The organism is Herbiconiux sp. 320_LB, from assembly GCF_059691755.1.
Genome location: NZ_JCAWAD010000001.1, coordinates 761,423 through 773,736, shown reverse-complemented (window position 1 = coordinate 773,736; position 12,314 = coordinate 761,423). Strand labels below are relative to the sequence as shown.

Sequence of the window (12,314 nt, the reverse complement as noted above, 5' to 3'; positions counted from 1 at the left end):
ACTTGCCCTTGACGTCAACGTGAAGTCTTAGCGTAGACGACGGATGGCGAGAGCACCCGCTACCGCCCCGCGTGAAAGGACACCCATGAACATCGCAGGATCCGTCGCCCTGGTCACCGGAGCCAACCGCGGCATCGGCCGCAGCTTCGTCGACGAGCTGCTCGAGCGCGGCGCCGCCAAGGTCTACGCGGCGGTGCGTCGCCCCGAGGCGCTCCCGGCCGACGAGTTCACCGACCCGCGCGTCGAGCTGCTGCGCCTCGACCTTCTCGACGACGAGTCGGTGACGGATGCGGCCGCCCACGCCACCGACGTCACCCTCCTCATCAACAACGCCGGCATCACCACCGGCGCCAACCTCCTCGGAGCCGACGACCTCACCGGCGCGCGCCGCGAGCTCGACACCCACTTCTGGGGAACGCTCGGTGTGATCCGCGCCTTCGCCCCCATCCTGGCGGCCAACGCCGGGGGAGCGATCGTCAACATCAACTCGGCCCTCTCCTGGTTCTCGACCAACGGCGCCAACGGCTACGCCGTCGCGAAGGCCGCCGAGTGGGCCATGACCAACGGCGTGCGCCTCGAGCTCGCCGGCCAGGGAACCCTCGTGCAGGGCGTGCACCTCGGCGCGGCCGACACCGACATGATGGCCGGCTACGACATCCCGAAGATCACCCCGCGCTCGGTGGCGGCCGCCTCCCTCGACGGCGTCGAGTCGGGCGCGATCGAGGTGCTGGCCGACGACTGGTCGCGGCTGGTGAAGGCGTCGCTGTCGAAGGACCCCTTGGAGTTCTACGCCGAGGCACTCGCGCCCCGCGCCTGATAAATGCAATGCCCGCCGCCGGCCGTAGTTCGTGCCGGTCAGCGGCGGGTCAGTGTAGCTCAACGTGAGATCAGGACGGTCGCAATCTATCGGAGCTATTGCTATCGGTGGGTGGCGCGCTTGGGAGAAACCTAGAGGCGAGACTGCTCCGCTGACAGGCCTCATCGTTCGACCTCAATTTTTCTGAAATCGAATTGCCGTACGTCACGACCCTTGCTGACGCATGTTGCCTACTGCGCGGCTGCCTCGTGCGACGCTCCGATTCCTCGACGTCCTCCAGGGCGCAAAGCGATCGCACCGGGTAGGCAGTGTCCTCGTCGCGAAGTGCCTCTAATTTAGAGCTCATGTCGGGCTGTTCATCAGTGCGGGCAAATACATCGCTGGGGCGATGAATTTGTTAGAACGCGGTTAGGACCTGACCCGGAACGAGAGCAGGCTTCCGCCCCGAATGAGGGGTGTTTACTCCGGCTCCTCAGCTCTAGGGTCTCAGGTGGGGGTACAACAAATGACTGGATTGTCAGCCAAGGAGCTGGACGCGAAATATTCGGATCGCGAATGGCAGAGCAGCTTTGTGAAGGTCTGCGACCTGATCGAGATTCTGGCCGATTGCATCATCGCGGATGATTACCAAGTGCCAAGCGAGCTGAACGCGGCTCTTCAGCTTTCCGAAGCTGGTGTTGCAATGAAGGATCGTCTTATCCGCAAGGAAAACGTGCCGGCGAAAGAGGCGCATCTAATGACCGCTTTGTCCATCGGAAACGCCAACTTATTTCTCGACATCGAGAACATTGTTCCCGAGCGTCTCAAGAATGCAGTCAACGCTCAACTCGACGCCGGCCAGATTCGTTTCCCGTTCACGTACGGCCGGGAATTCTACGACGCGTTTGCCAAGCGCCATGACGAGCCCAAGGACGTTCTCACCGTGACCGAGACCTCTCAGCTGCTGTCGGATGTCTCGCCTGGCGTGTTCCAGTACGGATCTCTAGTAACTGGGCCATTTGGCTTGCTTGTCAGCGAGAGTGGTCGTTCGGTTCGGTTCTCTCGTCGTGTCCCCGCCTATCACTGTTCGGATTTGCAGTGTGGCCGCCTCCACCCCATCCATTTGACGACCTCATACGAAGCCCCGGTCAACAAGCTTCGTTCGAAGGTTCACGATTTGTTGGACGCGGACTCCGACGGAGCGGACTGGTGGGGGTTCGCAGAACACATAACCGGCCTAATTTCCGCGGTTTACTCCGATCATCGAGCCGGGACGGTCGTGGCACTCGTCGGGGACTGCCTGTCTGACGCGGAGCTTCGCGCACTCATTGAAAGACTTTTTGATGGAGGCAGCGCCTCGCTGCGCGCCAGGGTTGGCTCGTTTCTCGAAGTCACGAAAGCGTCCGATACCGTTGCGGTCCTAAGTCGAGCGCAAATGATGCAACTCGCTTTTTTGACCAAAGAGTCAGATCTGATCAGTGCGCTTGATCTGCTCGTCTCGAATGGCACCATTCAAATTCCGATCGGCGACGTGCGGAAGCCCGTTATCTACGGAGAGGTGCACTCCGGCGCATTCCGCCTTCGACCGGAATTAGGAAACCTTGGTGTGCGATTCGTGGGCGACGATGCGGGCTTCTCGGCTCTTCGTGAACGGAACTTAATCACGAAGCTGTACGGCGAGAAAGTCGAAGAAATCAGCGAGCTGGAGTGGCAACTTCGGCACACCGAAGGTGAAGACACTGCTGAGCGCCTCGAAGAGTTTGTTCGAAGTTCTGCTCCCGATGAAGCCCTCCGTCAGCTGGTCCTGGCTCGTCGAAGCAACGTCATTGCGGCTTGTGAATATGTTGGGATTTTGGACGCGGACGGCATGGACGACGAGCAAATAGTGCAGGCCCTACTCTGGAAACTCGGATTCGATGTGCCCCCGAGGGAGGATCTCTCCGAGCGGTTCTGGGCGAGGCATCATGCCCTTGGGAATCGAACCCGGTCCGCTGTCGTAGCGGGAGTAGTCGATTTCGACGCACTTGCCCACCTCGCCACCGACTACTTCCGAGAGCTCGAAGGCCTTCTTGCCGACTCGCTCGCCTTTGCAACCTGGGCACTTCTGAATGACCATGTTTCTGCGAAGTATCCCTTTAGGTATGACGATGAGGGCGACCGGGCGTGTGGACTGGCCCTGTTGCAACATATTCACGCCGAGTCGAAGAACGAATCCGAGGTCTTCGACTTCACGTCAGCGCAACTTTCACTGCACCAACTGGTGCGAGGCTTCGGAATTCTCGGCAAGCACCTCGGCGGGGTTCGTGACGCCCCGGCCGATTTTGAGAGGGAGGCGAAAGCGCTCCCGGACTATCACGGGAAGACCGATCTGAAGTCGTTTCCGTTTCTGCACAGCATTCCCTTCCTGGATTTGACCAGCGGCAGCCAGGAAAGAATCGTCGCCACGTTGAAGTTAGTCAACCAATCGCTAGTGGATGCGAACGTTCCCCAGGTACGCAATGACTTCGCTCACTATCGGCGGAATTCACCGGAGATCGCTCGGATGGAATCTGCGATTGAGGCGGTAGGTCGGGCTGTCCGCGATCTCGAAAGTCTCGGATTGATTCGAGTAACCATCTGGAGATCCGGGATGTCTTCCGATGAGTGGGGTCGGAGCAAACATGTATTAATCGGTCCCCGAGACACGATGCACGTACAGACTCGCCCGTCTAATTACGACTGGACTGACCTGCCTCCAATTGGAGTTCCTCAGTACATAATCGCCGGTGCCAAGTTTGCCGAGCCGAACGAGTTCCTGCGCTTGTCCCGGCGGTACGAGAGCGAGTTCAGTCGAATGTGGGCGGGTATTCCCAATCGCCGCAAGCCGACGTTCGGCGGGCTAATGGAGGGAAGCGACTCGTCAAGGACACCGGAGCAGGCGAGATCGGCAGGGCATTGACTCGTCTGCCGATCATCTCGGCTACGGGGGTGACGCTGCCCGGGCGGCGGCGGCCGTCAAAGGAATTGACCCTAACTAGAGCCCGCTCCCGCAGAGGGCACTCCCTGAACTGCGCCGCCGCGCGAGCCGCTGGCATGGACCCGACCTACGCCGGCGAGCCGCGCTACTCGTCGGAGATAGATCGCGACGGCGACGGGATCGCCTGCGAGTAGGTCCTCGACGCGACCGGCGAGGACCTGCCTTGTCTTGATCATCGTTAAACTGAGCAAAAGTCCACTAAGGGCTGCCATCTGGTCCGAGGGCCTCTACCCTGTCCCCATGACCTGGCAACGATTCCTGCGCCTGTGGGTCGCCGCGGTGGCGATCGGTGGGGCGGCCGGCGGCATTCTCGGAGCGCTGAGCAGCGTCGTCTATCAAGCGCAGCTTCCGGTCGGGGATGTCTACTTCCCATTGGTCCTCGCCAGCTCTTTGGTCACGGGCTTTGTCGGCGTGGGGTGCGGTTTCGTTGCCGGGCTCTTCGCCGTTGGCGCGGTGGCGCTCTTCGATCGTCGGCTGAGGCTTCGCGCTGGCCACCGCAACCTGCTCATCGGTCTGGGCTCAGGTCTGGGAGGCTACGTCGCCCTTCTCCTCTTCTACTCGGGCCCCTCGAACCTCGAGAACCCATGGACCATCGTGGGTATGGGCGTCGCTATCGCCATCACGGCGTTCGTAGCGACCGCCACTTGCGGTCGACGAGCTGGGGCGCCAAACCCCAGCAGATCAGGCTCCTAGACCAGGAGGTTCTGCGCGAACCCCGAAGATCGCGGAGCTGCGGCCGTCGCCTTGCCTTCGAGCACCCAGTCGCGGTCCGTGGCCGCGGGCTATTGCGCCCGTCAGAACCAGAGGCGCAAGCGGAACGTATACAGATGCCCGGCCTCTGCTTCGAGCGCGTCGCGAAGGCGCACGCCCTCGAGGTCGAACCACCTGCGCAGCTCCTCCGAGCCGAACAGTGACGTCCCGGGATCGGCGTGTTTGTCGAAGAAATCACCCCAAGCGTCAAGTCGTTCGATCAGCTCGGGGGAGAGGATCGCGGGCCAGTCGGGCTTGTCTTCGGGCTTCCACATGATGTCCGACAGTGGCCAGCCCTGGCCGTAGTCGACTGAAACGATGATCTCTCGCACCATCAATCCCTTCCGTCGCCACTAGTTTGCGTTCACGCAGTTGTTGGCCACTTTGGCAGTCGTCGGTATGGCAGTGATGACCTTCTTGTTGTTCATCGAGACGATCACAGTCGGGTAGTAGGTGTCCACGGCGTTGCCACGAGAGTCGACGATGACAATGGGTGCCGTGTAGCAGGCCTTGTCGTTGCCGATGTAGATCGGGTAGCCGCTAGCCGGCGTCATCACGGCGGAGGAGACCTGGTACTCCATCCAATCGTCCCAATTGGTGCCGCCACCCAAACCATCGAGTTGCGTCTGCCAGTCGTCTTCGTGCTGCTCCCGAATGTGCACGTACCCGCTCGCCGAGTCCCCGCAGAAGAGATCGATGTGCCCCAGTTCCGCGGACTCGTAGCTTTTGACGCTGACATCTCCGAAGCCCGCATTACAGAGAGCGATTGTCCCCGGATCAAGGTCCGAGGAGCCGTTCACACTCACAACTTGCGCTGTCGACAGCGGGTCCATGCCTTCCGCCTGAGCGGCGGGTGCCATACCGATGGTGGTGATACCCGCCACGGCCAGCCCAACGATTGCGATGGTGATTCTTCTGGTGTCCACGATCACTCCTTGCGTCGTGACCTACCGCCCGTTGCTTCAACGCTACGCCTGCGAGGAATCCTCAGCAATGAGCGGGTTCTCTGGTGACGGTGCGCGGCTAAGCCGCGAGGTTCGGCGCTACCCGAACCTCGGATCAAAGAACACTGGGCGAGCGTTACTCGCAGCCGATCCCGTCGCCGTCGCGGTCGAGGTCGTAGATGTCGCTGCCCACGACCTGCACCGGCCCCGACACATAGGCCGGGCCATTACCGCTGCCACCCGCGCAGTCCACGTCAGATGCGATGGGCACGCACTTGCCGGCGTAGTTGGGGTCGCAATTTCCCCCCGCATCCGGTGCCGGCTCGGGTGCAGCAGCCGGGGGAGGTGGTGCCTGGTGGGTGCCGATGGCCGTGACTTCGTCGACAGGGGCGACAGTCACAGTCTCGGAGACCAGAGTGCGGGACGCTTCGACGCCGTCGATAAGAGTGATCTCCCACTTCGACACTTTCGTCCCGGGCGTCCCGGCCGTGACGACCACGTTGGTGCCGGCGTCGACATTCGGGTCTTCGTAGCTGGACTGCCCGAACGCCACCTGCTCGGAGGTCTCGGCGAGCTGAACGGTCTTGACGGGGGTTGGGCTCGGCGTCGGAGTCTCAGTCTTCTTCGGTACGGCTGTGGGCTCGGGTGTCTGACTCGTCGTCGCTGGCGCCGCGATCGACGTGTCGGCCTTGACGCTCTGGGCCTGACTGATCGGTTGCGGATGAGGTGCGATGGCTGCGCCGAGAAGCAGGACCGCAGCAGACACCCCGACGGTCACCCATCCGGCTCGGCGAGTGCGCGGCAGATTGAGCCAACTGGGACGGAGGCGAGCGACCGTCCAGATGCCGGCACCGAGACCGAAGAGTGATATGCCGACGAGGAAGCCTCCGAAGCCGTTCGTCCCGATGCCGATGATGGAGACGAGCAGTGCGATCGCGGCTGTGATCCAGGTGCTGAGGGTCGGGCGCCATTTGCCCGAGCCCTCGGCGGATCCACCGGCTGATGAGAGCGGCGCTGACACGGCTGACGCGGCTGGTCCCTGCTCCGTCGAGAACTGGGTCCACGCAGCTCCGTCCCAGTAGCGTTGCTGGCCAGCGTTGTTGGGGTCCGGATACCAGCCGGCGGGCGGGGTGGAAGGCGTCATCATCGTCTCAATCGGATCGTTTCTATGCGGGTCGAGGAACGCGCCACGAACTCAATGGAACAGACCGTGATTCCCCCAGACGAGAAGGCTACAGCTGTCGACGATCGACCGATGCCCCCACTTCAGGGCGCAATCGTCGGGCCGACCGCCGTGCCAGGGACGCACAGATCAGCCCGCTGCTAGCCTGTCGAAATGGCCACCCCTTCCGTCCACGACGACCTAGCCGCATTCGTGTCCGAGCGGGATTGGGCCCAGTTCCACACCCCCGAGAACCTGGCGAAGAGCATCTCGATCGAGGCCGCCGAACTGCTCGAGCTCTTCCAGTGGTCACCGGATGCGGACGAGTCCCGAGTCCAGGACGAGCTCGCAGACGTCCTCACCTATTGCTACCTCCTGGCAGCACGCCTCGGCACGAACTCCGAAGACCTCATCCGCACGAAGCTCGCGAAAACCCGCGAGAAGTACCCCGTAGACAAGGCGCGCGGAACCTCGACGAAGTATGACCAACTCTGAGATCGTCCGCCTCCCATTCGACAAGACGGAGGTCGGCATCTGGGCGCAGAGCGGAGACAAGCGCGTTTCGAACTGGCCCGTCGTCTACATCCTCGACGAGGACAAGGCGAACCCCGGCCGAACGCCCAGGCGAAGCGCCGAGCCGGCCCGCCGCGGGATCTACGTCGGCGAATCTCTCAACGTGGCCACGCGCATGCGCCAGCATCTCGCAAGCATCGAACGCAGTCGACTCACCAACCTGCGCGTCATCCTCGACGAGACCTTCAACAAGTCAGCGTGCCTCGACCTCGAGTCGTTCCTGATCGAGATGCTCAGCGGAGACGGCGCCTTCGAGGTACTGAACCGCAACGACGGAATCGTAAACGCCGACTACTACAACCGCGCGTTCTACCAGGAGCGTTTCGACGACATCTTCGACCGCCTGAAGCTGGACGGTGTCTTCACTCGAACCATTCCCGAGATCATCAACAGCGACCTGTTCAAGTTGAGCCCGTTCAAGTCGCTCACCGACGATCAGGCCTTCGCCGTCGAGGGCGTGGTGAGGAGCCTTTTCGACGACCTCCGCAGCAGCGAGCGCAGCACCACGGTCATCCAGGGCGATCCCGGTACCGGCAAGACAGTGGTCGCGATTTACCTGCTCAAGCTGCTGGCCGACATCCGCGCATCCACACCCCTCGACGCCCTCGACGACGACGGCGACTCCCTCTTCTCCGAGTTCTTCACTGACGAGCACCGGATGCTCCTCCGCGACCTGCGCATCGGCTTCGTTATCCCGCAGCAGTCGCTCCGCAAATCGGTGCAGAAGGTCTTCCGCAAGACCCCCGGTCTCGATCCGTCGATGGTCCTGACCGCATTCGACGTGGGGGAGTCGGCGACCGACTTCGACCTGCTCATCGTCGACGAGACGCATCGCTTGAACCAGCGCGCAAATCAGCCGGCGGCGAAGCTGAACACAAAGTTCCGCGAGATCACAACGAGGCTCTTCGGCCATGACGACACCTCGAAGACGCAGCTCGACTGGATCATGGCCAAAACCGCCCACCAAATATTCCTGGTCGACCCCGCCCAGAGCGTGAAGCCGGCCGACATCCCGATCGAGACTCTGCAGCGGCTTGTAGCCGATGCGAAGTCAACCGACCATCACCACCCCCTCCTCTCGCAGATGAGGGTGCGCGCGGGTTCCGACTACGTCGGCCATGTGAGGCGGATGCTCGGTGCCGACCCGGCGTCGGGACCATTGTCCACCGCGTCCGTCCCGGACTTCGGCGACTACGACTTCCGGATGTTCGACGACGTCTCCGAGATGCGTGCCGAAATCGTGCGCCGAGACCGCGAGGTCGGCCTCTCGCGCCTGGTCGCGGGCTACGCCTGGGAGTGGAGGACGAAGGGCGACAAGCCGGGCCACGACATCGAGATCGGCGACTTCCGGATGCGCTGGAACAGCACTCAGACCGACTGGATCGCGTCGCCAGGTTCTCTCGACGAGGTCGGTTCGATCCACACCGTACAGGGCTACGACCTCAACTACGCCGGCGTGATCATCGGCCCCGACCTCCGCTTCGACACGGCAACCGGCCGCATTGTCGTCGACCGTGCCTCGTACTTCGACAAGAAGGGCAAAGAGGCGAACAGGGCCCTCGGCCGGGTCTACTCCGACGACGACCTGCTTTGGTACATCCAGAACGTCTACGCGGTGCTGCTCACGCGAGGTATGCGCGGCACCTACGTTTACGTGCACGACGCAGCGCTTCGAAACCATCTGAGTCAGTTTGTCGCGAAAGTCCCTGCTTAGTCAGTCGACCGAATCGACGTAGGCCTGAAGCAGCTCCTTCACCACATCGGTCAACGTGCGCCCCTGCCGTGCAGCCTTCGCCTGCGCCGCCGAGTAGAGCTCGGGAGGAATCCGGAAAGACTTGTGCGGCGTCTTGGGCTGATTAGGCATTGACCAATGCTGTCAGAGGTGCGCCACTTGCAGGGTGTACATCCACCGCTTAAGATAGGTGGTATGACACCTTCGCTCTTCTCTTCCGTACGTGTTCCGACGTATCTCGCCACTGAGTTCAAGCGACGTGCGCACCATGATGGTCTGTGCGCCGAGGAAGCTCTGATTCATCTGCTATCCGGTTGGGTCAACGATCCGGACCCCAAGTCTGATTCGAAGGACTTGGCAAAGTCGCTCTACGAGGCCGAGCAATACCGTGCTGATGGGCCCGAAGCTGGTTGGAGTGATTTGCTGGTTCATCGTGGTTATGCAGCGGGGGACCTTCGGCGGTGCCGAAATTGCGGGATTCGGGTGCCGAAAGCACTTCGGATAATGCCACTGAAGGCTTGCTCAGAAGACTGTGCTGATGCCCTCTGGCTTCGGGCCGATTTGGTCTAGCACGCGAGGTGCTTGAGACGGGTTGTGGTGTCTTCGCTCTGACTACGCAACGCTAGACATCGTGACTGATCTCGAAGTAGTAGCCGCTGTCTTCATGAAAGACGGCCGCATCCTGGCGTGCCGGCGCTCGCCAGGTAAATCAGCAGCTGGCAAATGGGAGTTTCCCGGCGGGAAGGTTGAGTCCGGAGAGGATCCGCGGGAAGCGCTACGGCGAGAAGTCTCAGAGGAACTCGCAGTTGATGTTGTGGTCGGAAATCTGCTTGACCGTTCATCGACGCTGGTGGGGTCGTTATCGATTGATCTTGCTTGTTACGAGGTGAAACTGACCTCAAACGCGCCGTCGAGTAGCGCTGATCACGACGCCCTAGCTTGGCTCAGCCCTGCGGACGTAATGGAGCTGGACTGGGCCACGCCCGATCTTCCGATGGTCCGCAAGATTTCAGAATGGTGACAGGCGAGGAGCTACTTCGTGGCGAGCTGAGCGAACTGCGAACCATCGCGCGCGTAGACGCTGATTGAGAGTCTTGCGCAAAGCTCTAGAAGGTCGGGTGCGGGCCTGCTTGGTAGCAAAATCGCCGGCCGTGCTCGTAATTTGAGGAGATTCGCGTTGTGGGCGTAGTCGAGCACTTGCCCGATTGCGGTCCGTACGTATTTGCGAGCCGCTGATTTTTTGGCCTCAAAAAGTTCGGACGTTGTTGCATCGAAAAGATCTGGTTCGACGAAATTCCCACCGATGGGAATCTTAAGTCGCTGCAGATTATGCCCTTTGGCTTGTCGCCACTCGCCGAAAGCAGCTTGCAGCTCGAATTCAACCCTCGACGCCGTGCTCGCGATGCCGGGCGATGTATTGAGCGCGTATGGATCGAAGAGCGGCGCCTTCCACTCACTTGTCTCAAGTTGAAGAACCTGGTGGCGACCCACGGTTGGAAGCCGTTCAATCTCTGCTTCGATCGGTACGAGGTTGAAAATGATGCCCTCGCGGATTGCTCCAGACTCATCGGGGATGGCCTGCCGAATATATGGCGGATCGTCAAGTGTGAACGAACCGACGTAAGTGGCGAGAGTCTTGTCCGTGCGAAAGAGGCGAATCGTCTTTCCGAGCGGAACCGAGTTCAGCAGCGCGAGGTTCCCGCGTGTCAATGTCTGGTCCCGGAGGCGCCCTTCGCCGGTGTAGGCGTATATTCCGTCTTCACGGGCGCCCTCGTGAAGGTCATAGCCGTACCTAGCGCCCTTCGCAGGGTCTGTGAACACGAGAATGTCGTCCGAGTTCGCAGGCGTTGAAATGCCTTGTTGCTGTTGGCCCCCGTAGAGCGCATGGACTGCGCGCCTAGTCATCACCTCGCCGACGCCTGTTTTCCAATCCACCGTGCCCCCTGTGGTCAGACTATCGCCAGTGAGTATCGACTACTCAAACTGCTATCGATCGGACGCTTAGAATACTGTCCGCCCATCTCCACAGGGGTCAATCCTCACGGCGGAACTTTGGACGACAAGCGGGGCGCCGCCGAGTTCTGCGAAGTAGCCCGTCGCCGGGCGCGCCAGCGAATGATCGAGACCGGCACGGGTCTCGGACGACACGCGAACTAGGGGTACGGCGCGGAACGCCGCTTCGACACTTGTCCTGTAGCGTCGAGCTAATTGACCCCGGGGGAGAACTATGGAGTTCGAAGAACGTCTTGTCGCGCTTGCTGCGAAGGTGCAGAACCAGCGCGATGCGATCCAGACTGAAGAAGCCACGAAGAACGCGTTCATCATGCCGTTCATCTCAACGATCCTCGGGTACGACGTCTTCAATCCACTGGAGGTCGTGCCCGAGTTCACCGCCGATCTAGGTTTGAAGCGCGGCGAGAAGATCGACTACGCGATCATGCGCGAGGGCGAAGTCCAGATCCTCATCGAATGCAAGACGGCGACGAGTCAGCTGAAGCTCGAGCATGCTTCGCAGTTGTTCCGGTACTTTGCGGTCACGAACGCTCGCATCGCCGTTCTGACGAACGGGCAGGTCTACAACTTCTATACCGACCTGGACGCTCCGAACCGAATGGACGAGAAGCCGTTCCTCGTGCTTGACCTTTCAGACATCGACGAGACGCTCATCCCGGAGCTGAAGAAGCTCACGAAGGACGTGTTCGATCTCGACTCGGTCATCAGTGCTGCAGAGGAGCTGAAGTACGTGGGGGCGCTCAAGCGAGAAATCGCAGCGCAGTTCCGGGAGCCGTCGGACGAGTGGATCAAATTCTTCACCTCTCGGGTCTACGACGGGGCCTACACGCAGAAGGTGCGTACGCAATTCACCACCTTGGTGGGTAAAGCTGCCCGGCAATTTCTCAATGAGCGAGTGAACGAACGACTCAAGACCGCGCTCGGCGCGACTACACTCTCCGCACCGTCAGCGGCCGTCGATGGAGGTGGATTCGCGGTCCAGAGTCAGCCCGTGGCAGATCAAGATCTTGAACACAATGCCGATGAGATCGAGACCACCCTCGAAGAGCTCGAGGGATACCAGATCGTTAAGGCGATTGCATGCGCCGAGGTAAAGCCGCAGAGAGTTGTCCATCGGGATGCGAAGTCGTATTTCGCAGTGCTTCTGGACGACAACAATCGCAAACCGATCGCGCGTCTCTGGTTCAACGGCAAGAAGCAGAAGTACCTCGGGGTCTTTGACGCAGAGAAGGCCGAGACCAAGATTCCCATCGAATCCCTCGATGAGATCTACGAGCACGCGGAGGCCATCCGGGCTGCCGTTCGCCTGCACTCTGCATAGGCGCTCG

General features: G+C 61.1%; 13 protein-coding genes. 8 read left to right on the top strand and 5 right to left on the bottom strand.

The window, feature by feature from the left end; genetic code table 11:
• Positions 1 to 85 precede the first annotated feature (85 nt).
• The 4 genes from AC59HU_RS03515 to AC59HU_RS03500 all read left to right on the top strand — a co-directional run bounded on the left by AC59HU_RS03515 (position 86) and on the right by AC59HU_RS03500 (position 4,505).
• On the top strand, positions 86 to 817 hold the full coding sequence (locus tag AC59HU_RS03515; protein WP_497221946.1) for an SDR family oxidoreductase: 732 nt from the start codon (positions 86 to 88) through the stop codon (positions 815 to 817).
• A gap of 505 nt (positions 818 to 1,322) precedes the next feature.
• Positions 1,323 to 3,734 carry a hypothetical protein gene (locus AC59HU_RS03510; protein WP_497221945.1) on the top strand — a complete coding sequence of 804 codons (2,412 nt, stop codon included), beginning with the start codon at positions 1,323 to 1,325 and terminating at the stop codon, positions 3,732 to 3,734.
• On the top strand, positions 3,632 to 3,946 hold the full coding sequence (locus tag AC59HU_RS03505) for an excalibur calcium-binding domain-containing protein (RefSeq protein WP_497221944.1): 315 nt from the start codon (positions 3,632 to 3,634) through the stop codon (positions 3,944 to 3,946). The genes AC59HU_RS03510 and AC59HU_RS03505 overlap by 103 nt, the downstream gene beginning before the upstream one ends.
• Before the next feature lie 106 nt (positions 3,947 to 4,052).
• The gene (locus AC59HU_RS03500) at positions 4,053 to 4,505 is read left to right on the top strand and encodes a hypothetical protein (RefSeq protein ID WP_497221943.1); all 453 of its coding nucleotides are present in this window, start codon (positions 4,053 to 4,055) and stop codon (positions 4,503 to 4,505) included.
• Between the two features lie 101 nt (positions 4,506 to 4,606).
• On the opposite strand, the gene AC59HU_RS03495 is transcribed toward AC59HU_RS03500, so the two are convergent.
• The 3 genes from AC59HU_RS03495 to AC59HU_RS03485 form a co-directional block, all read right to left on the bottom strand.
• The gene (locus AC59HU_RS03495) at positions 4,607 to 4,894 is read right to left on the bottom strand and encodes an immunity protein CdiI family protein (protein WP_497221942.1); all 288 of its coding nucleotides are present in this window, start codon (positions 4,892 to 4,894) and stop codon (positions 4,607 to 4,609) included.
• Between the two features lie 21 nt (positions 4,895 to 4,915).
• A complete protein-coding gene (locus tag AC59HU_RS03490; protein ID WP_497221941.1) occupies positions 4,916 to 5,488 on the bottom strand; it encodes a hypothetical protein in 573 nt (190 codons plus the stop codon).
• A gap of 154 nt (positions 5,489 to 5,642) precedes the next feature.
• Positions 5,643 to 6,650, bottom strand: a complete 1,008-nt coding sequence (locus tag AC59HU_RS03485) for a G5 domain-containing protein (RefSeq protein ID WP_497221940.1) — start codon at positions 6,648 to 6,650, stop codon at positions 5,643 to 5,645.
• A 192-nt stretch (positions 6,651 to 6,842) separates the two neighbouring features.
• Here AC59HU_RS03485 and AC59HU_RS03480 point away from each other — a divergent pair, with 192 nt between their 5' ends.
• Both AC59HU_RS03480 and AC59HU_RS03475 read left to right on the top strand, forming a co-directional pair.
• Entirely contained in the window at positions 6,843 to 7,163 is a 321-nt protein-coding gene (locus AC59HU_RS03480; protein ID WP_497221939.1) for a nucleotide pyrophosphohydrolase, read from the top strand.
• Entirely contained in the window at positions 7,150 to 8,955 is a 1,806-nt protein-coding gene (locus AC59HU_RS03475) for a DNA/RNA helicase domain-containing protein (RefSeq protein WP_497221938.1), read from the top strand. The genes AC59HU_RS03480 and AC59HU_RS03475 overlap by 14 nt, the downstream gene beginning before the upstream one ends.
• Here AC59HU_RS03475 and AC59HU_RS03470 read toward each other — a convergent pair whose 3' ends face one another.
• Positions 8,956 to 9,105, bottom strand: coding sequence for a hypothetical protein (locus AC59HU_RS03470; RefSeq protein WP_497221937.1), 150 nt, complete (start codon positions 9,103 to 9,105; stop codon positions 8,956 to 8,958). It lies immediately after the preceding gene.
• Between the two features lie 499 nt (positions 9,106 to 9,604).
• On the opposite strand from AC59HU_RS03470, the gene AC59HU_RS03465 reads away from it, so the two are divergent.
• Positions 9,605 to 9,994 (top strand): (deoxy)nucleoside triphosphate pyrophosphohydrolase, encoded by a 390-nt coding sequence (locus tag AC59HU_RS03465; protein ID WP_497221936.1) that lies wholly within the window; start codon positions 9,605 to 9,607, stop codon positions 9,992 to 9,994.
• 11 nt (positions 9,995 to 10,005) lie between these two features.
• Here the strand turns inward: AC59HU_RS03465 and AC59HU_RS03460 are convergent, their stop codons facing one another.
• Positions 10,006 to 10,908 carry an SRA domain-containing endonuclease gene (locus AC59HU_RS03460; RefSeq protein ID WP_497221935.1) on the bottom strand — a complete coding sequence of 301 codons (903 nt, stop codon included), beginning with the start codon at positions 10,906 to 10,908 and terminating at the stop codon, positions 10,006 to 10,008.
• Between the two features lie 292 nt (positions 10,909 to 11,200).
• On the opposite strand from AC59HU_RS03460, the gene AC59HU_RS03455 reads away from it, so the two are divergent.
• Positions 11,201 to 12,307, top strand: a complete 1,107-nt coding sequence (locus AC59HU_RS03455; protein WP_497221934.1) for a type I restriction endonuclease — start codon at positions 11,201 to 11,203, stop codon at positions 12,305 to 12,307.
• The last annotated feature ends 7 nt before the right edge of the window (positions 12,308 to 12,314 follow it).

Excerpts from the sequence above, each read along its gene's own strand:
- AC59HU_RS03515 (WP_497221946.1), top strand. The coding sequence starts at position 86 with ATGAACATCGCAGGATCCGTCGCCCTGGTCACCGGAGCCAACCGCGGC.
- AC59HU_RS03510 (WP_497221945.1), top strand. The coding sequence starts at position 1,323 with ATGACTGGATTGTCAGCCAAGGAGCTGGACGCGAAATATTCGGATCGC.
- AC59HU_RS03500 (WP_497221943.1), top strand. The coding sequence starts at position 4,053 with ATGACCTGGCAACGATTCCTGCGCCTGTGGGTCGCCGCGGTGGCGATC.
- AC59HU_RS03485 (WP_497221940.1), bottom strand. The coding sequence starts at position 6,650 with ATGACGCCTTCCACCCCGCCCGCCGGCTGGTATCCGGACCCCAACAAC.
- AC59HU_RS03480 (WP_497221939.1), top strand. The coding sequence starts at position 6,843 with ATGGCCACCCCTTCCGTCCACGACGACCTAGCCGCATTCGTGTCCGAG.
- AC59HU_RS03475 (WP_497221938.1), top strand. The coding sequence starts at position 7,150 with ATGACCAACTCTGAGATCGTCCGCCTCCCATTCGACAAGACGGAGGTC.
- AC59HU_RS03470 (WP_497221937.1), bottom strand. The coding sequence starts at position 9,105 with ATGCCTAATCAGCCCAAGACGCCGCACAAGTCTTTCCGGATTCCTCCC.
- AC59HU_RS03455 (WP_497221934.1), top strand. The coding sequence starts at position 11,201 with ATGGAGTTCGAAGAACGTCTTGTCGCGCTTGCTGCGAAGGTGCAGAAC.